Source organism: Metabacillus crassostreae (genome assembly GCF_016908395.1).
GTDB classification, from domain to species: domain Bacteria; phylum Bacillota; class Bacilli; order Bacillales; family Bacillaceae; genus Metabacillus; species Metabacillus crassostreae.
Genome location: NZ_JAFBDU010000001.1, coordinates 385,203 through 404,050 on the forward strand (window position 1 = coordinate 385,203; position 18,848 = coordinate 404,050).

27 protein-coding genes and 1 other annotated feature (1 of these 28 only partly in view) are annotated in these 18,848 nt (G+C 30.5%); of the genes, 25 read left to right on the forward strand and 2 right to left on the reverse strand.

Annotation, left to right across the window (positions count from 1 at the left end; genetic code table 11):
• Positions 1 to 11 precede the first annotated feature (11 nt).
• Positions 12 to 623, forward strand: a complete 612-nt coding sequence (locus JOC75_RS02040) for an FMN-binding negative transcriptional regulator (RefSeq protein ID WP_204952459.1) — start codon at positions 12 to 14, stop codon at positions 621 to 623.
• A gap of 137 nt (positions 624 to 760) precedes the next feature.
• Here the strand turns inward: JOC75_RS02040 and JOC75_RS02045 are convergent, their stop codons facing one another.
• Positions 761 to 1,018: a zinc ribbon domain-containing protein gene (locus JOC75_RS02045; RefSeq protein ID WP_204952460.1), complete on the reverse strand. Its 258-nt coding sequence runs from the start codon at positions 1,016 to 1,018 to the stop codon at positions 761 to 763.
• Positions 1,019 to 1,311: 293 nt separating this feature from the next.
• On the opposite strand from JOC75_RS02045, the gene JOC75_RS02050 reads away from it, so the two are divergent.
• The 3 genes from JOC75_RS02050 (at position 1,312) to mreC (ending at position 3,035) form a co-directional block, all read left to right on the forward strand.
• Positions 1,312 to 1,701, forward strand: a complete 390-nt coding sequence (locus JOC75_RS02050) for a tautomerase family protein (protein WP_204952461.1) — start codon at positions 1,312 to 1,314, stop codon at positions 1,699 to 1,701.
• A gap of 128 nt (positions 1,702 to 1,829) precedes the next feature.
• Entirely contained in the window at positions 1,830 to 1,985 is a 156-nt protein-coding gene (locus JOC75_RS02055) for a hypothetical protein (protein WP_204952462.1), read from the forward strand.
• Positions 1,986 to 2,261: 276 nt separating this feature from the next.
• Positions 2,262 to 3,035, forward strand: coding sequence for a rod shape-determining protein MreC (gene mreC, locus JOC75_RS02060; protein ID WP_204952463.1), 774 nt, complete (start codon positions 2,262 to 2,264; stop codon positions 3,033 to 3,035).
• A gap of 180 nt (positions 3,036 to 3,215) precedes the next feature.
• Here mreC and JOC75_RS02065 read toward each other — a convergent pair whose 3' ends face one another.
• Complete coding sequence (locus JOC75_RS02065; RefSeq protein ID WP_204952464.1) at positions 3,216 to 3,440, reverse strand: hypothetical protein; 225 nt, start codon at positions 3,438 to 3,440, stop codon at positions 3,216 to 3,218.
• 219 nt (positions 3,441 to 3,659) lie between these two features.
• Here JOC75_RS02065 and JOC75_RS02070 point away from each other — a divergent pair, with 219 nt between their 5' ends.
• The 21 genes from JOC75_RS02070 (at position 3,660) to JOC75_RS02170 (ending at position 18,726) form a co-directional block, all read left to right on the forward strand.
• On the forward strand, positions 3,660 to 4,460 hold the full coding sequence (locus JOC75_RS02070) for a sporulation protein (RefSeq protein ID WP_204952465.1): 801 nt from the start codon (positions 3,660 to 3,662) through the stop codon (positions 4,458 to 4,460).
• Between the two features lie 221 nt (positions 4,461 to 4,681).
• Positions 4,682 to 5,239 carry a hypothetical protein gene (locus tag JOC75_RS02075; protein ID WP_204952466.1) on the forward strand — a complete coding sequence of 186 codons (558 nt, stop codon included), beginning with the start codon at positions 4,682 to 4,684 and terminating at the stop codon, positions 5,237 to 5,239.
• A gap of 31 nt (positions 5,240 to 5,270) precedes the next feature.
• Positions 5,271 to 6,104 carry a TetR family transcriptional regulator gene (locus JOC75_RS02080; RefSeq protein WP_204952467.1) on the forward strand — a complete coding sequence of 278 codons (834 nt, stop codon included), beginning with the start codon at positions 5,271 to 5,273 and terminating at the stop codon, positions 6,102 to 6,104.
• A 93-nt stretch (positions 6,105 to 6,197) separates the two neighbouring features.
• Positions 6,198 to 6,353 (forward strand): hypothetical protein, encoded by a 156-nt coding sequence (locus JOC75_RS02085; RefSeq protein WP_204952468.1) that lies wholly within the window; start codon positions 6,198 to 6,200, stop codon positions 6,351 to 6,353.
• A 686-nt stretch (positions 6,354 to 7,039) separates the two neighbouring features.
• Positions 7,040 to 7,219, forward strand: coding sequence for a hypothetical protein (locus JOC75_RS02090; protein WP_204952469.1), 180 nt, complete (start codon positions 7,040 to 7,042; stop codon positions 7,217 to 7,219).
• A gap of 327 nt (positions 7,220 to 7,546) precedes the next feature.
• A complete protein-coding gene (locus JOC75_RS02095) occupies positions 7,547 to 8,074 on the forward strand; it encodes a sigma-70 family RNA polymerase sigma factor (RefSeq protein ID WP_338036560.1) in 528 nt (175 codons plus the stop codon).
• Entirely contained in the window at positions 8,058 to 9,086 is a 1,029-nt protein-coding gene (locus JOC75_RS02100; RefSeq protein ID WP_239589242.1) for a DUF4179 domain-containing protein, read from the forward strand. The genes JOC75_RS02095 and JOC75_RS02100 overlap by 17 nt, the downstream gene beginning before the upstream one ends.
• Before the next feature lie 377 nt (positions 9,087 to 9,463).
• Entirely contained in the window at positions 9,464 to 9,766 is a 303-nt protein-coding gene (locus JOC75_RS02105) for a hypothetical protein (RefSeq protein WP_204952471.1), read from the forward strand.
• A 113-nt stretch (positions 9,767 to 9,879) separates the two neighbouring features.
• The gene (locus JOC75_RS02110) at positions 9,880 to 10,605 is read left to right on the forward strand and encodes an alpha/beta fold hydrolase (protein ID WP_204952472.1); all 726 of its coding nucleotides are present in this window, start codon (positions 9,880 to 9,882) and stop codon (positions 10,603 to 10,605) included.
• Positions 10,606 to 10,641: 36 nt separating this feature from the next.
• Positions 10,642 to 10,902 carry a CPCC family cysteine-rich protein gene (locus JOC75_RS02115; RefSeq protein ID WP_204952473.1) on the forward strand — a complete coding sequence of 87 codons (261 nt, stop codon included), beginning with the start codon at positions 10,642 to 10,644 and terminating at the stop codon, positions 10,900 to 10,902.
• Positions 10,903 to 11,075: 173 nt separating this feature from the next.
• Complete coding sequence (locus tag JOC75_RS02120) at positions 11,076 to 11,759, forward strand: DUF3885 domain-containing protein (protein ID WP_204952474.1); 684 nt, start codon at positions 11,076 to 11,078, stop codon at positions 11,757 to 11,759.
• A 165-nt stretch (positions 11,760 to 11,924) separates the two neighbouring features.
• A complete protein-coding gene (locus tag JOC75_RS02125) occupies positions 11,925 to 12,599 on the forward strand; it encodes an NAD(P)H-dependent oxidoreductase (protein WP_204952475.1) in 675 nt (224 codons plus the stop codon).
• Positions 12,600 to 12,990: 391 nt separating this feature from the next.
• Positions 12,991 to 13,278, forward strand: coding sequence for a DUF4190 domain-containing protein (locus JOC75_RS02130; RefSeq protein ID WP_204952476.1), 288 nt, complete (start codon positions 12,991 to 12,993; stop codon positions 13,276 to 13,278).
• Between the two features lie 85 nt (positions 13,279 to 13,363).
• Positions 13,364 to 14,008: a lysozyme inhibitor LprI family protein gene (locus JOC75_RS02135; RefSeq protein ID WP_204952477.1), complete on the forward strand. Its 645-nt coding sequence runs from the start codon at positions 13,364 to 13,366 to the stop codon at positions 14,006 to 14,008.
• A gap of 44 nt (positions 14,009 to 14,052) precedes the next feature.
• Entirely contained in the window at positions 14,053 to 14,712 is a 660-nt protein-coding gene (locus tag JOC75_RS02140; RefSeq protein ID WP_204952478.1) for a hypothetical protein, read from the forward strand.
• Between the two features lie 163 nt (positions 14,713 to 14,875).
• The gene (locus JOC75_RS02145) at positions 14,876 to 15,697 is read left to right on the forward strand and encodes a hypothetical protein (RefSeq protein WP_204952479.1); all 822 of its coding nucleotides are present in this window, start codon (positions 14,876 to 14,878) and stop codon (positions 15,695 to 15,697) included.
• Positions 15,698 to 15,729: 32 nt separating this feature from the next.
• The gene (locus tag JOC75_RS02150) at positions 15,730 to 15,918 is read left to right on the forward strand and encodes a hypothetical protein (protein WP_204952480.1); all 189 of its coding nucleotides are present in this window, start codon (positions 15,730 to 15,732) and stop codon (positions 15,916 to 15,918) included.
• A gap of 206 nt (positions 15,919 to 16,124) precedes the next feature.
• Positions 16,125 to 16,697 carry a hypothetical protein gene (locus JOC75_RS02155; RefSeq protein ID WP_204952481.1) on the forward strand — a complete coding sequence of 191 codons (573 nt, stop codon included), beginning with the start codon at positions 16,125 to 16,127 and terminating at the stop codon, positions 16,695 to 16,697.
• Positions 16,698 to 16,853: 156 nt separating this feature from the next.
• Positions 16,854 to 17,654, forward strand: coding sequence for a Cof-type HAD-IIB family hydrolase (locus JOC75_RS02160; protein ID WP_204952482.1), 801 nt, complete (start codon positions 16,854 to 16,856; stop codon positions 17,652 to 17,654).
• 80 nt (positions 17,655 to 17,734) lie between these two features.
• On the forward strand, positions 17,735 to 17,971 hold the full coding sequence (locus tag JOC75_RS02165; RefSeq protein ID WP_204952483.1) for a DUF3977 family protein: 237 nt from the start codon (positions 17,735 to 17,737) through the stop codon (positions 17,969 to 17,971).
• 77 nt (positions 17,972 to 18,048) lie between these two features.
• Positions 18,049 to 18,726: an HAD family hydrolase gene (locus JOC75_RS02170; protein ID WP_204952484.1), complete on the forward strand. Its 678-nt coding sequence runs from the start codon at positions 18,049 to 18,051 to the stop codon at positions 18,724 to 18,726.
• 108 nt (positions 18,727 to 18,834) lie between these two features.
• Positions 18,835 to 18,848 (forward strand) — a binding site (T-box leader) (it continues 232 nt past the right edge of the window).

Here is an 18,848-nt window from a genome sequence, read left to right on the forward strand (position 1 = left end):
GGGGGATTATGATGTACATTCCAAAATACTTTAAAATCACTGATGAAGCAATTTGCCACGACATCATGAAAGACCATAGTTTTGCCACTCTTATTTCCAAACATAATGAAATACCATTTGCCACTCATTTACCCTTAATTTTAAATAAGGATCACTCATACTTATATGGACATTTTGCCCGTCCAAATCCTCAGTGGATAGATATTAAAGATCAAACAGTTCTATCCATATTCCAAGGTCCTCATTATTATATCTCTCCATCGTGGTATGAAACAAACAAAGCAGTGCCTACCTGGAATTACGTGACAGTTCACGTTTATGGAGAAGTAGAGTTATTAGAGGACGAAAATGAGTTAAAGTCTTCTTTACATGATATGGTGTTAAAATATGAATCTGAAGAAAGCCCTTATCAGTTACAGAATGTGGATGCTGAATATCTTTCTAGTATGAACAAAGGAATACAGGGTTTTAAAATAAAAATTAATAAAATAGAAGGAAAAGCTAAGTTAAGTCAAAACCATTCAAAAGAGCGACAGAAGTTAGTTATAAGTCAACTCGAAAAAATTTCAAACACAGATGAGCAACAGATTTCCTCTTTAATGAAAGCGAATTTAAAAGAGTAATCGTTTATTGTTTTTCATTTTATTTAAAACGCAAATAAATAACAAGCGCTATTCTTAAAATGAGAGTAAGCGCTTATTTTGATATAGACAGTAGAAGGATATTTCTTTTACGATTTATTTATATTAAGAGTTTAATACTATAAATTTCCTATTAAAAGTGCATTTATTACCCAACCTATAAGTGAAACTACAATTATACTCCAAGCGTGTTTTTTACGCTTAACTAAACCCACTATGCCCATTATGACACCTAAAAGTGGTGAAAATACCAACCCAACAATATATGAGAATAAATTAAATACTTTATAACTGTAGGCTTTGTTTGTTAAATCACCACAATTCTTACAATACTGACTGTTATTTTGTAATTCCTCTCCGCAATTCTCACAATACATCTGCTTTACCTCCTACGCATTCATGTTAATAAAAAAATAGAATAAATGGTATTTTATTCAATTCTAATCTTTTAAAGAGAACCTGTCATTATATTCTTTGACTAAAGGAGTTTTGTTGAAATATAAAGAGTTTTATATTTTTAAATGATAATTTATAATTGGATATATATGTTAGAATGATGAAAACATATATTAAGAAGATATTATAGGGCTTGCATTTTAGTGCTTCATTTCATGCATTAGTGATTCCTAAAAACATATGGAAAACAAGACAAAAAAAGAGGAGTGTAATCATGCCATTAGTAAAGGTTTATCTAAAAAATAGAATAGGTATTGATAAACAAGGTATTGCATTTAGTTTAAGAAACATTATGCAAAAAGTCTTACATGTACCTTTACAAGATGGACCAGTGATGTTTCTAGAAATCGAGGAATCAAATTGGTTTATGCCAGAAGGATGGGATGAAGAGTTTGTTTTTGTCGAGGTGTTAATGTTTCCAGGTCGGAAAAAAGAAACAAAAGAAACATTAATTGTGGAATTTGCAGCTGCTATATCACAATCCTTGAATATCAGTAAAAATTCAATCATAACAACTTTACATGAACCTAACCTTGATCATTGGGGTATAAGAGGCGGAAAGCAGGCATCGAGTGTAGGAATTAATGTTGATTTGGAAGTATAAATTAGTATTCTTTGACTATATGGTTAACGATATAAACAATACATATAGATAAATAGGAACATAGTTTATAAATTTCTAATGTACATTGGTGTTTCATATATATAAAATGGTTTGTTTGGGGAGGAATAATGAATAAGGTACTAGATATTTTTAAGAATATGTTCTTAGATTTATTCTCTATGGGTAGAGGGTTTGTATATGGATTTGTCATGATAGGTTTAGGTATTGTCATTTGTAGTGCATTGATATATGTTTTCTTGTTTGTTAGAAATCTCATACTGTAGGTGAGGTTAACTACCAATCTATTATTTTTTATATTGTATAAATTAGTGATTGAGTTACTTAAGAGTACTAAGAGTTATAAAGAACATGTTTAAGAAAACAAACTTTTTACGAGTATGTATCGTCTAAGAAATTAGTAGTCGGACAGACATATAACTTTAGAAATAAATGAGATGAGAATACAGAAGCAATATGGTGAAATTAGTATGCTTGTTGTTTAGTACAAGCCAAAAAGTTTTGTTTTAACTTTTTATATTTATTGGTGAAAGGTGTTTATTTTGAAGAAAAGAATCCTAATCTTGTTAAGTTTATTTATAATCATTTCTATTTTACTCATAAAATATACAGGGATTTATAATCTAAAAGAAAGTATAGGAAACAATCAACATATTTCTCAAATAGGAGATTTATGGAATACTTATAAAGAGAATGAAGTATTACAAGATAGAATAGACAGTTACGAACAATTAAAGGTTGATAAAGATTTGATCATATCTGATAATAAATTGTTATCTGATATAAAAACAGTTGTAAATAAATATAAAAAATATAACCCGGTAGTTGGAACCGTAATTTCAAGAGATCTAGATCCAAAAAATCAACAACTTTGGTATAACTTTCTTGTTATTAACAAAGGTAAGGTTGATTCAATTAAAGAGAATATGGCTGTATTAGGTCCTGATGGCCTAATCGGTTTAATACATAAGGTAAATGAAAATTCTTCTGAGGTACAGTTATTAACGAGTTCTGGAAGAAAGAATTTAATTCCAGCAACTCTGGAAAAAGATGAGTCTGTTTTTGGTATGATTGAAAACTACGATATGGAGAGTAATCAGCTTAATTTCACAAGATTAGATCCCTCTGTGAAAATTGAAGTAGGCAATATTGTGACAACGTCAAAGCAGAGTAAAACATTTCCGATTCCATTAAAAATTGGTGAAGTAGTTGAAGTTAAACATGATAATTTCGGGCTCACTAATACAGCATTAGTAAAGCCAGCTGCTGATTTTTATAACATAAGCTATGTAGTTATTTTGCAAGAAGAAAATTAATTGAAATTTATATATTGAACTGTTAAACGCCATTCTTGGAAATAAGGATGAGCGATTATTATTTTAGGGATTTTAGTAATCATTAAAAGATGATCGCGTTCTTTGTATGACTACAGATTTTAAACATATATTTATCCTCAGGGACCATAAACAGTAATGGCATTCATTTTATATCATTTTTTATTTTGTTTTCGTAAAGATTTTTCCATTATTTAATTCACACCAATCTTCTAATTCATCATACGTTTCTTTAAGCCCGTATTTACCTAAGAAAGCTTCCTTATTTTCGAATACTTCCATTTCATCATTTTCTAGTAAAGTGATCATTTGAAAGGGGTTCAATTGGAAAACTTTAGAAACAGCTATTAATTCACCTATATGAACAACATGATCGATGTTTTCCATTTTCTCAACTCCTATACCGTTAGAGATTTTTCGATCTACATGAGATTTGAGTCTAACCATTAGAAATAATACTGTCGCTTTGGTATTATTTACAGTATTTTTTATATTATGTGTTACGTCACTAACATTAACGTGAAACCTAAAAGGGAAGGTATCTTTATTTTGAAACTTTATCTTTGTTAATTCGTATGAATAATAAATAAATGATGAGGTGATTACATGTCTCTTATTAATAAGATAATTGCTAGTGTTGGCGTGGGTTCTGCAAAAGTAAATACAAAGCTCAGTAAGAGTTACTATACTCAAGGTGAGATACTTGAAGGTGTGGTTGAAATTGTTGGAGGAGTAACAGATCAAAAGATACAATCAATACAGCTTAATTTAATGACGTTATATGGATATGAGGACAGTGATCGACTGTCATCTGCAGTTGTTTCTACATATATGGTAAACAATCCATTTACCATAAATAGTGGAGAACGAAAAGAGATACCATTTTCATTTAGAATTCCCCTAGATACTCCTATAACAATGCGAGATCCAGAAACAAATCAAAATGTTCCACCTGTTTGGATTGATACAGATGTTAATATTCAACATGCTGTTGATCCTAGTGATAAAGACTATTTATCGATAGAACCTACTGAAGTTCATGAAAACATTGTTGATGCTATAAAAATAATCGGTTTTAAATTTAGACAAATGGAAAGTCAAAAAGTACCTTTTGGAATAAATGTAAAGCGTGCTTTCGTTCAGCAATATGAGTTTGTACCTTCCTTCGGGAAATACTTAAACAAGCTGGATGAATTAGAGGTTTATATTATCCAGGATGATGAGGAAACAACGATTTATTTTGAAGTTGATAAGAAAAGTAAGGGTGCGTTTTCTTCTATAGTAGAGAAATTAAATCTTGATGAACATAGAGGTAGTGTCACCTTTAAAAATGAAGAAATTATAAATAACCGTAGCTTTATAAGTAATAAATTTGAACAAATAATTGAGGATGTTCTAGCATTGTAATTATATTACTAATATTTGAGCATTAACAAGCTGCTGCTAAGCAGTTTTTTTATTTAGTTTTTTTTGGAACTTTACTGTCGGTAACTGCTTACTCCAAACCTGATAAGGGTTTCTCAACCTTGTCAAAATTTTTCAGTGACTATGAAAAGTGTCGAACAGGTTTGTTCAACAACAAAAGAAATTAATGTGGTAAAATTTAGTAGGCGAAAGGGGAGAGGTATTTGAAAAAGTATAGAAAAAGACTAATCGTAATAGGTCTTATGATATCCATCATGCTGAATATATATTTGTTTCAACAATTAAATATAAATAAAGAAGAATCACGAACAGCACATTTTGAAAAAATTCAAAATGGTGTTAATTATTCATATTATTTTGGAGATAGTTTAGTAAGTAAGTACAACGATCTATCCTTAAAGCAAAAAGCAGAATATCTAATTGCTATGTCTCTGAGCTTACAATTATCAGTTCATACACTAGAAATCGTCGAGCCGAATGACGAAAGGTATAGAGAGCTGGCAGAGTTATTTGATGTTTACAGTCATCTTTCTTCCTCAGAGGAGTTTGGGGCTATGATAAGCAAGAAAAATGTTATCGATGAAGAATCATTGCAATTAATGGAGATATTGTTAAAGGATATAAAGTATCTTGATGAAAACCTTGATTATAATCAATTATCCAAGATGAATTACACAGAATTAAGAACACTTTGGGAAAGGTTACTAGCCAATTTGAAATATGATGATGAAATGTTAGATCAATACAAGGAAACATTCTAATTTATAAAGATGAGTGAAAAGAGGATCTATGATGGAATTAATTGAAAGCATTTTATTCAAGAAAGACCCTGAAAAAGATAGTGTGGAGTTACTTGATGCTGATTGGACAGACAACTTTGGATTGATAGTTGCCTTTAGAGAAAATAGTAAACTCATCGTAAAATTTATGGATTCTCAAATTATACTTTCAAACATTAGTATAACTTGTGAGTATCCTTTAGTTAGGTGGATTAATACAGACAGTTTATTAATTGCTGACGCACGGAATGATGGAGAAACAGAGAACCTTTATATTTTTAACAGTGATGGCACATTACGCAATTCCTTTAATTGTGGAGATGGTATTGAGGATATAGTAGTTAGCAACGAAGGGATTTGGATTAGTTATTTCGATGAAGGAGTATTTGGAGAAGGTATTTCAACTGAAGGCCTTGTTTTATTTTCTTATGAAGGAACTCCAATTTTCAGATACCATAGTGATTTATCTGGTAGACCATCTATTGTTGATTGCTACGCTATTTGTAAAGGTCATTCTTCTTCAATTTGGCTTTTTCCTTATACTGACTTCCCATTACTTAACGTCAATCCAATAACAAATACGATTCAATCCTTCAAAACTCCAAAAATTCTACATGGTTCAAATGGTCTCTGTGTGAGAGGGAAGGTCGCATATTTTCATCATCCATATAACACTAATGGAGAACTTTATAGCTGGGAAGTTGGGAGAAGACAAGCTCATCTAATAGGAAATATCAAAGGAACTACAAGGGGGTTAGGTAATAAAGAGAAATCACATCACTTTATATCAATAGATGATCTTTATGTGAAGGCTTATAGAGTGATAAATCATAAGGAGTATGAGTGAAGAAAATCAATTTGAAAGAAATGAAGATTAAAAGGGGTTACATCTTAAGAATCATTAGGATATTTTTAAGTGAATTTTGAGGAGATGGAATGATTGCAGCTTGTGTTTGTACTATTTCTTTTAGCGGGTGGTGTTTTCATCATGTACTACTTACCACTAATATCAAAGGATTTACATAAAATCACTAAACAGAATGAAGAAATAATTAAGCTTTTAGAAAAGAAGATTGATAGAGACGAGGGGAAATAAAATATCGTATTCTAACAACGCGTTTATTAAGTGTGTGTGCAATGAGATCAATTGTCTGTTATAAGGCAGGAATGTTTTAAAAAATTATCTACTAATGATTGAAAAGGTTGTAACAGATATTTATAGGTGCGGTTTTCATCCTAAGAGGCTAAGTTTTTTAATCGGAGGTTTTTAATTTGTTTATAAAGAACCTTAAATTTACTTTCGTGTTTTTTGTAGTCATGACTTCTTTGCAATTAATAATTAACAAAGATATTAGATGGATAGAAAATATAATTGTTTGTTTTATAATGTACTTGATATTATTGTTTATCCATTGGGCAAGAATACCTTACAAATGGAGTAAGGATAAAAATAAGTAACAAGTTGAATACAGGAGTATGTATGTTTAATTTACTGATAGTTTTAATAATAACGTTGATTGGGATCACAGTATATTTATTATTAAGTAAGAAATTTAAAATGACAGAAGGCCCTGTTTCTTTTAAATCAACTTACTATCTGCCTAAGGGTTTGCAAAATATGGTTAAATATTGATAAGGTTAAATTGATAAATTATTTGGTTGTTTGATCCAAGAAATATACAAAAGGAAATTAAATAGATATCCTGAAGCAGCAGTCACTTCAGCATGTAAATATTTTATGTATTCTTACTAGATAAATAGAAATTAAGGAGGATGAGAGCAATGATTTGGCTAATATTTTTGATCCCACTAGGAATTTTATGTACTGTTGCTATTTATTTCAGTAAGAAAACAGGTGCAGTTCCACCAGATGTTAATAAAGGTAATCACAATATAGAAACTGAAACGATAAGAAATCAGTTTAATAATGATGGTGGTGGAGGAGAAGGCGGAGGTTTTTAGTTCTTCTGTAATGATCTTTTGCATTTCTTATAACAAGACGTCTATAAACCATGTTAGTTAAGGTTTTAGACGTTTTTTTCGTGACAATTGTAAATTTGCAAAAGTTTTTTAACTACAACTTGACGCTGCTAATCACTAGGTTTCATTCTTTTAATTGTAGGAACATCTAGGAAAATAAGCTGTTTGACATAGTAGTAGCTTTGTCAAACAGCTTATTTTTTACGGAATTTTTAAAATGATTTTATAGCATGCAACCAATGGGTACTCTCGGATATCTAATATATTGAAAACAAAACAACTAGTAATGGGGGTGTCATATTGAATACAGTGAAAGCTTTGGTTAAAAAGGCGAAAAAAGGAGATGGAGAGGCTTTTGTTTCACTTATAAAGCAATACGAAGATGTATTGTATCGGACTGCAAGTAGATTATTGAACAATGATGAAGATGTAGCTGATGTTATGCAGGATGCGATTATCTCGGCTTATGAAAAATTATATACACTAAAAAACGAAGAGTACTTTAATACTTGGATTTGTAAAATCCTAATAAATAAATGTAACTCTTTGTTAAATAAGCAAAAAAATATTTCAGTGATAAATGACCATAAACTCATTGAAAAAGTAGATGATGAGTTTCAGAATATCGAACTAGAAGATGCGCTTAATAGTTTAAATGAAGTCTATAGGATGGCTCTCATTTTATATTATATTGTTGGATTGAATATTAAAGAAATGAGTGAATTTTTAAAAGAACCTGAAGGAACCATTAAATCCAGACTTTCGAGAGCAAAGTCGATATTGCGAAATAATTATTATAAAAATGAAGGAGTGATCGTCTATGAAATTCGAAAATGAGTTGAATCAGGTGATGAATGAAAAGAAGGATATTCCTGTTAAAGTAAGACAGTCGTTAGATCAAACCTATGATATTATTCGCACCAAATCAAAAAAGAGAAAAAACAATTTCATTTGGAAAAGAGTAGCTACTGCTGCTTGTACATTAATATTAGCAAGTATTGTTCTTACGAATGAACATGTAAGAGCTGGTATGAACGAACTTTTTAATTTTGGAGATCAAGGGATAGAACAAGCTATAAATAATGGATTTATCCAAGAAGATAAAAGTTCAGTAACAGATCAGGGTATTAAGATATTACTAGATAAACATTTTTCAGACGAAAATAAGATAGGATTAAGTTTTCAATTAGTATTTGAAGACCCCTCAATTTTAAATAAAGCTGAAGAAATTTCTATGGATTTCCGATTAAAAAATGGTGATGGTGACTACATCGCAGAAATTATTCCAGATACAAAATCATTAAAGGGAGACAATAGTTATATAGGTGGTTATGAGCCACAAAATCCAGTTTTGGATATAAAAACAGGGGAAATTCAGTATGATGTATTATTGAATTCAAACGAAGGAGTTATACCCATTTTAAAAGACACGATAATAGAAGTGGAAAGTGTTAATGTTTTCAACGAAACAGGAACACCCAAAAAAATTAATGGAGATTGGAAATTGTCGGTAACTAATAGCAATAAAGAAAAATCAGCTTCTACTATTCAATATGTGATGCAGGATCAAACTTCTGTTTTCCGAATTTCTAAAGCTAAGGCTAACCCAACATCATTAAACCTAATATTTTCATTGGACGGAATATATGATGATGAAAATTCGTTTGCGCATCGAATGAAAATCATAAATGAAGATGGTAACGTATATGAAGCAGGTGGGTTTAGTATGAGCACAAAAAATAATGAAACAATGATTTCAACAAACTTCCCAATCACATCCTATAACCATTCCAAAAAGCTAAAACTTATTGTTGAGGAAATTGGTGAAGTTGAATTAGTGCAAAAATAAAAAGTAAAATCCCGAATTATCTTTGTTAACCAAGGATGGTTCGGGTTTTATTTATGTTCTGTTTCTAAATGAGAAAAAAAGTTTTTCCTGAAGCTATCCTATTAGAAGAGCAACCAATTTACTTTTTAATCAGCATTTATGAAAAGTATTTCAAATAAAGTTCTTTCCTAAGCCTTCAATTAATAGACCATAAATATGTGTATTTTCCATTTTTACAGAAAATTTAGGTATATAATAAAATATTAGTAAGGAATTTTTTAATGTTGATGGTATGTATAGTAGAATACTAATACAATAAACTGGAATCATTTTAATTGGTTAATAGGCAATGGTAATTAAATAAATGCAAATATAGATAAGTATTCTGGAGGTTGAGGATGAGAATTCCATATTGGGGATTGGCTTTACAGATAACTTTTATTCTATCAATAACAATTTTTAACTCATTAAGAGTTTATATTATGGAGCATTATTCAGTGTATCCAGTAGCACTTACTGAACTTTTTATAGGAATTATAAGTACTCTATTCGGTGTGTACGGAATCTTAAAAAAGATTAATCCATTGCTTTCTTTATTCATCATTTGTTTTGGGCTTTTGATTTGTTTCTTCTTCATTTTTGTTTATCTTTTACCTGAAGCTGCTACACCACCTCCAATTCCCTGGTTATATTCTGAATAAATAATAGTTGCATTAATGATGGTTACAGGTAATAAAATGGAATAATATTTTTTGTGAAACTTCAATAACTTCAAATGGATTTAAAAAATAAAGGAATACATAAGAGGTACACAATGACTAGAGAACGATTTGTACAAGTAGATGATTCTAGATTTTATGTTAAATTGTTGGGTGAAAATAACAGTAAACTAACAGTTGTAATGGACGCAGGATATGGTGACTTTTCCAAGGCTTGGGATTCAGTCATTGGAGATATTTCATTGTATGCTAAGGTTATGATTTATGATCGAGCAGGACTTGGGAAAAGTGAAAAAAGCTCTAATTCTAGAATAAGCAGTGAGATGGTAAAAGAATTGAAGAACCTTCTAATTGAAGCTAAGGTTAACCCTCCTTACATATTAGTAGGTCATTCTTTTGGTGGAGTGAATATGAGAATGTTTGCTACTGAATATCAACATGAAGTGTGTGGACTCGTACTAATTGACTCTACGCCTGAAGATTATAGAGAAAGATTTCTTCCAACGATGTCAATAGAATTTCAAAAAGCCTACAACGAGCAATTCGTTTATGAAGGTAATTATTATGAATTTATGGAAAGTTTGAGAGAGCTAAAAGAAACAAAACGCAAATTAAATGTACCATTAATTGTTCTTTCAGCAGGTAAGAAAGCTCATTATTCAAAGAAATCACAAGATCTATGGAATGAAATGCAGAAGGATTTGCTCGAAATATCTACAAATGGGGAATTGGTGATTGCCAAAAACAGTGCACATTATATACAAAATGATGAACCGGAAGTTGTCATCAGTGCGATAAGAAAGCTGATTGATTGTTTATAGTTCATTAAAGAGAAAAAATAGGATTGAGGTGTAATCGTGAAATATACTTGTCCTTGTTGTGGTTATAAAACATTAGATGAAAAACCCCCATACACCTATGACATATGTGAAATTTGTTTCTGGGAAGATGATGGCTATCAATATAAATATCCGGATGAAACTGGTGCCAATTATGTTTCTTTTAGACAAGCACAAAAAAATTTTATGAAATTTGGTGCTAAAGGTGAAAGAAGCTTGGAATATGTAAGACCGCCAAATAAGTCTGATAATAAGGATCCTAATTGGAAACCATTGTAGTCCAATAATGAACTTCAACGAACAGGGTACGATTACTTAGAAATGTAGTTCACATTTCAGCACAATTGACTAAAAAATGAATTGTTTGTTCTGTTAATAGCTGTTTAACCTTTCTTTATCAATGGAAGCTGCTATTTTATTATTTAAAATAAACTAAGTTTAGAAGGTGTAAAATGGAAAATATCGTTTCAAAATTTATGGAAGATCATTTTGACAATCTCTCTTTAAGACCACCCTTATTTTACTTATGGAAATATGGAATCCGTTTTGAAATATCTATGCCTGGGGTGGAGCATGAGGATGAAAATAATCTACAGCAAATAAATGAAAGAACAACTACATTATTCAAAAGTGTGTTTAATCAAGTAGATGAAATGTTACTCATTACAGATATAAATTGTGAAAAAAACGATAGCTTTTTACAAAAGAGATCCACAAAAGTTTATCAGAAATATATAAAGAACAAGGAAACAGTTAGAAAACTTCAACATATCGTTTTACCGAATGTTTTTAGTGAAGATGAAGAAGATGGAGAAGATTATACAGAGATGGTCACGCATAGATTTGTTTTACCATGTAAAATGAGCGAAATACGTTATCACTCACTATTGAAAGCAATAAGTTATGAGGATTTTTATCATCCCAATCAAATTTTAAAAGGATTTCCTCGGCATGGTATTGATATATATTTTATAAATCTGACCAGAAAGATGATTTATCACTTATATGATGATCGAGGTTGTGATGTAATTGCTTCTGATAAAGAGGAATTATATTTCCTTTACGAAAGCTTTAATGAGTGGATACTAGATTATGATCGTGATGAAATTGATAAAGTCTTTAAGAGGAATAAGTAATATACTTTTTTAGCCTTATACGCATATAAATAAAGAAGTTTTAAGATAGTAGCTAGAGCTAATTTTTTGTTAATTGGAGGTTAAATCATATACAATGAATTTTGTATAAACTAGTATCAAAATAATCTCTAGTTTTTAATCTATTTAGAAAAGGATGAATTCAACATGATCAATCATGACGCGAAAAAACAGGATATCCTTGCTGCATTCAATTTTCGCCATGCAACAAAGGTGTTTAACCCAACAAAGAAAATTTCCGATGAGGATTTTACATTCATCTTAGAAACAGGACGTTTGTCTCCAAGTTCTGTTGGCTATGAGCCTTGGAAATTTCTTGTTGTACAAAATGAGAAATTTCGTGAAAAGCTAAAAGAGGTTTCTTGGGGTGCACAAGGACAGCTTCCAACTGCAAGTCATTTTGTTGTTATTCTTGCCCGTACAGATGCTAGATATGATTCTGAGTATGTGCAGAATTTACAAAAAACTGTAAAACAAATGCCTGATGATTTGCTTGAGACACTAAAGCCTAGATATAGAAGCTTTCAAGAGAATGATCAGCGTTTGTTCGAAAGCGACCGAGCTTTGTTTGATTGGGCTAGTAAACAAACATATATTGCACTTGGTAATATGATGACAGCTGCAGCACAAATTGGTATCGACTCTTGTCCGATTGAGGGCTTTGATTATGAAAAAGTAAATCAGATGTTGGAGAACGAAGGACTTCTTGAGGATGGTAAGTTCGCCGTATCTGCAATGGTTGCTTTTGGGTATCGCGCAGAAGATCCAGTTCGTCCGAAAACTCGCCGAGCTAGTGAAGATGTAGTTCAGTGGATTGACTAACATCTAAAGGTAAAAAAGTGGATGTTGCTTGTAGTTTAACGTCTCTCAATGTCAATTTGCATTGTTTTAACTGAATAAAGAAACTTTCTTATAAACACCTTTTTGGCATAGGGCGTATTCATTGGATTTAAGAGTCCAGGATACGTGAATGACACCCCTAGCCGAAATAGGTGTTTTATTTTTTTATTTTCATTATTAAAATTGAGAAGGGTGGAAGCTAATAAGAAATTTTCACTACATAATTATGTAAAAGTTTAAAAGGTTTTTAAAGTAAAATATAGGTAAATATGTTAAATTGTTTAAGGGGTAGGAGTTTTTGTTTTTTTATTGTTAGTACTATATATGAAATAGATAGGTTATGTAAAAGATTTATAATCTATAATTGGAGGTCATGAAAATTAATTATCAAAATAAATCAGAAAATCCAATAACTAATGGAAAAGCTATTGCTGCTTTCATTTTAGGTGTTTTATCAATTCTTGCAATTGCTTTCTCAGAACTTGGTCTCTTCTTAGGTGTTACTGGGTTAATACTAGGTATCATTGGATTAAATGAAATTAAACGATTCGGACAAGAAGGAAGAAAAATGGCTATCGCAGGAATTGTTTGTAGCTGTTTAAGTATCTTAATAACATTATTTTTAATAGTAGCATCTGTATTGCTTTTTTTGTCAATTTAGTTGATTGTGTAGTAGTTACATAAATAGCAAAGAATGGTTTCTCAGTAAGAACATAAGAATGTATCTATAAGAGGAGAGTTGAATTATGAAAAAAAATAGAGGAATTTTAATAATAGTTTCTACTTTAATATGTATTGTTGTATTGTCTGCTTGTGGAAGCTCAACTGAAAATTCAAGTACTACGTTGGAAAATCAGTCACAAAATAACAGCTCCAATCAAACAACAAATGAAGAATCTTCAGAGAATGCTCCAGATCCTGAAAGCAGTAATCATGACAAAAAGGAAATAGACAATAATGATACAAATGAAAAAGAAGATACCTCAAGCGAGAATACAATAAATGATGAAGAGTCATCTTCTAATAATACTGATGAGAACATGAAAGAAAAGTTTGTAAAGAAGATTAATGAAACTAAAATTGAAGCAGAAAAATTGGAAGCTACAGATTCTTCGACATACGCTTTGAAAAAAGTAGAAGACGATAGATGGGAAATGTGGGATAAATTACTGAATGAAATATATGGAGCTTTAAAGGAGCAATTGTCTGCAGAGGAAATGGAGCAATTAAAAGAAGAACAGCGGAATTGGATAAAAAACAGAGATAAACGTGCATTAGAAGCATCACACAAATTTAAAGGCGGTACACAGGAGCACTTAGAATATTCGGCTGTCTCAGCAAATATTACAGAAGAAAGATGCTATGAATTGGTCGAGGATTATATGAAATAAACAGATTAGTTAATTATCAAGAGATTAAACTAGGAGCAAATATAATGGATATTTGGATTGTAGAAGAAAAAGTGACAAACAAGTTTATAGGAAATTTAGGTCATTATTTAAGGGTAGATGGAGAAGTGGAAAATGCCTACAATTTATATGCTATTGGAGACGATTACGTAGAAAATAATAAAGATTTTTTACTAGAGTTTTTATTGCATGAAAAAAGGTATCCTTTGTTTGTTACTTTTATTGTCTATGACGATCAAACTGACGAATATACTACCTTTTTAAAAAAGAACAAAATAGAGTTTGTGTTAAATAATCTTGACGAAAAAAGAACGTATTATGATTTTCGCGGTAAGCACCAATATCATCCTCCATGCTTTACTGCAAGAATTGAAGATGATGATTCCTTGGCACTGTTACTGAATGAAACATATTGGTTACCAGCTCAAAATGAGTTTTATTCTATTTCTTTTTCTGATAATTTAACATTTGAATCAGAGGAGGTTATTGAGTGGAGAAGAAAAAGAAAAAGGTCGATTGCAAGCTTCAAGATTGATGGAAATACAAGCTTCATTTTAATTGAACACGACGGTGCAGGATTTTACTTATTGTCAAATGAGGAGAAGTATTTTCCACTTACAAATTTTATGTCAAGCTTACCTAAAGGTACAGTCGTAACACAAATAAATGATACAGTCAAAAGATAAATATCTTTTGATTTAGTAATTTGAGTTACTAAACAATTTTGGTGCACAGTAAATATTGTGTTTCTAAGTGTGAAAAATTGAATTGTAGAAGTCTAATAAAAGAATAAAATTACTTTTATACAATTTTTCAGATCCAGCAAGTAAAAGGAAAAGTGATTTGTTTATGAAATATCAACAAAGGGATTTTAATACTGTACTAAAAGAAAAGATAATAAATAATGAAATGGTTTTAAAAGATTATATAGAGAAATTGTTACGGAAGCATAAATCTGCTTTTGCTAAGAGAAATTTACTTTTGGATGCTGGGTTTGTTAAAGAAGGCAAAAACCATTTTAAGCCTGAATACAGTTCTTCTATATCAATTGGCATTGCAAATGATAATGGAGAAATTATTGATTTACGTATCATAAGAATATGGAAATGCGAACGTTATATCTTAGGATTGCCAACTTCTTTTACTATTCCTGTTAGCAAAATTATTGGCGAATTACTCGATCAAACAATAGAAGAAATTAAGGAAGAATTGAATGAATATATTGATGAACTGATAGGTACAGATTCTCCGAAATTAAGAGAGATATTTCTTGATGAAGAAATTGATAAACAGGGGTTTGTAAGTATTGTCAATAATATTTACAAGCAAGACTGTTTTATTTATGCAATTATTCCGAAATATGAGAAAGAGCTACTAACTGAACTTTCAAATGACTTTATTAGTGTTAATAGCTTTCCATTACCATATATTTTCCCTAAGGAAATAGGTTATCTTGGATATGTAAAAGACAGTTATAAGCAATATGTATATGAATTTTATTTACACTCACCTATGATAAATCATCTTGTTTTTTCCAATATTGATGCTTCTGAGCATTTGAGGGAAATTACTAAAAAGAATCTAGATATCTCACAATTATTTGAATTAAATAAAATACCTCATATGACCATTGGTCCTGATGGTCAATGGCTAAAGATAGTTGACTATTAATTTTAGTATTTTGTATCAAAGGAGAATGTGGAGTGTTAATAGAAGTCCAATTTTGCTTTGAAAGTCAATTTATCCGTTGTTCAACAAAAATAGGAAGAAGAGTTCGTATGCTACAAAGAGATTTTGGTAAATGGTTGTATAACAAAAATAACCTTCATGCTTATTGGGTAGTTGCTCATGTAGATGAGGAAGATAAAGAGAATATATGGTGTTTGTTTTGATGCAGAGGCTTTCGTTTACTGGCTGAACAACATAAGGTTTAAAAAGAGTAAAAAAGTTGCTACGTTAATAGAATGTCCAGATAAACCTCCAAAGAAGAAAATTAATTTTTAACAGCATAGGGCTTAAGGTGATTGTGGTAATGAAACATAAGTAATCGAAAATAAAGAAAATGAGGAAATTAAAAGAATAGCAGGAAGTGATGATAATGTCTGTCTTTATTCAATACAGTCATATAAGTATAGTGAATTCAGTTCCGGTAAATCTAAAAAATGAAAATTTTACAATAATGGATATTGGATTAATGCTAAGAGATGAAGATGATTTTACATATAAATTCATAGCAAATAGTTTTAGTTATCCAATATTCTTTGTTTTACATACTTTGATGTTAGACGATGAGGAAATGAATAAGATCAAACATCTTCAAATTGATTATCTAACTAGCAATGAAAACAAAAATTGGATAGTAGTAAAAATAATAAATAGATTTCAACTAAAACTAGTATCAGAATATTGTGAGTGGTTTGCTTGCCTAGGTTTAGGTTCTTTATTGCTGCAAGGTGACAACCTTCAATTTGAACATTTATTGCCCATTTTTTCATTGAGTGATTCAGGCAGATTACCTAATTTTGACTGGATGAATGTAAAAACCATAATAGAAATCGATGAAGTGGGATTTACGGTAATTACAAAGGATGAAAGAATTAATAGTACAACAAAATTGATACAGTATATCCCAAAAGAGTACGCTATTGACTTGGGAAATAGCGATTTTTAAAGTTTATCGTTCTATAATTGAATTCGATATATTTGATGTGAAACGTGAAACAATTGAGCGTCTTCCTGTAACAAAAAAATGGCTTAATTTAATTTTCAACTAATATGACCTTAATAAGGTTATTTAATTTTTATTCTTACTAGTTAGGGGGTAAAAATGGAAATTATAAATCAAGTAAAAGCTATAGTCATGGACCTCGACGGAACTTTATTGAATAATAAAAAAGAGGTATCTGAAAGAAGTAAGGGTGCTATCTTGTCAGCTTATGAAAAGGGAATCACGATTATCTTCGCTACTGCAAGACCTCCTAGATCAGTTGATATCTTTTTGACAAAAGAACTTCAAGAGATATCATCTATTATTTATTATAACGGAGCTTTTATTGTTGATAATCTTAGCGGAACACGAAAACATTTCCCTATTCAACAAACTATTATGATTGAAATAGTATATTACCTTCTTAGTACACAACCAGAAACAAATATATCTATAGAGTCAGAAGATAATTGGTACAGTTACAAAGCATTGAATTACATCCAAACCCTGAGAGTGCTCGCTAATCCAATTGTATTACCTTTAGAAGAATTTAAGAAAGTAAACTCTTCGAAAATATTAATTTCTCATTGTAATGAGTATAAGTCCATAATCGATCAATTCGGCGATAAGGTAAATATCATACAAACAGATTCTGGAAGCTTAATTCAAATCATGGACAAAAATGTCTCAAAAGAAAATGCAGTAATGGATTTATGTATGCAAAAAGGAATAGAAATGGATTATGTAATGTCTTTTGGTGATGACTGGAATGATTTTAATTTATTTAAAGAAAGTGGCTTTTCTGTAGCGATGGGAAATGCCATTCCTGAGTTGAAACAAGTCGCCTCTTTTGTTACCAAGAGCAATGATGAGGAAGGTGTAGCTATTGTCATAGAAGAAGTAGTTTCACAATCCGGCTAAGTGTTGTTTATTTACATTGACGTTTCGTAGACAAGAGATAGAAAATGTATTGAGCTTTAATTTTTAGGGGAGAGTTTTGCTTGAAATTTATTGAATTCGGAATAGGTAACACTTGGTTGGTTAGGACAGAAACAGAGCTAGAGGATGGTACAGAATATGAGCAAAAAGGAATTGTTGGGCCTTTAAAATTTCACTCTTTATACATAAGAATATGGATTGATAAAACGGTTTTTATATTTGATTCAAAAGAATGTTTTAAAAGAATGAAGAAAAAACGCAGGAAATTTAAGTTAATTATCGGTATGACAAGCAGATAAATTTCTTGGTTAGGCTCAGTTGTTTTAGGAAGTTGCAAGCTTGGGATTATTCTTAGTGAGAAGAGGTGTGAATTTTTATGAAGGATGATAAAGCCATATTATTTGATTTGGATGATACCTTACTTAATAGGGATAAAGCAGTAAATGAAATGTTATTGATTATATTAGAAAAGTGTTATGAAAATGTGGAAGAAACGATCAAAAACCAAATGCTGCAATCATTCAAGGGTTATGACAAAGCAGCCTATGGCTGTAATGATAAAACAAAGGTTTTTGAATCATTGTTTGATGAATTTCCACCAAAATATAGATTACCAAGTCATGATATTCAAGACTTCTGGAATAATCATTTTCCTTATTGTTTTTCTATTCACGAAAATACGATAAATCTCGTAAACTCGATAAAAAAGTATGTTAAAGTTGCGATTATCACAAACGGCTCAACAGAGAGACAAAAAGCAAAAATAGTAAACACAGGTTTAAATAATTATTTTGATATTATTATAATATCTGAAGAAGTGGGATTAAGTAAACCTGACAAACGAATATTCGAATTAGCATTAAGTGAACTTAATGTGAAATCAGAAGACGCATTGTTGGTTGGAGACGACTTAGAAAAAGATATTAGCGGCTGTCAAAATGCGAATGTAAGGGGTGTTTGGTACAACCCTCATAATAAAAAGAATGAAACGGACATAAAGCCATTTGCTGAGATCAGTTCTTTGGATGAAATATTGAGTTATATTACATATTAGGCAGTTTCAGAATTCTTAACTATAAATGCTTTAACCTTTAATTTTTTGAGTAAACCTCCAAATTTCATATTTACATAATATGTTAAAGTATGTAATATAGAATAAATATCAAAAACGTTTGA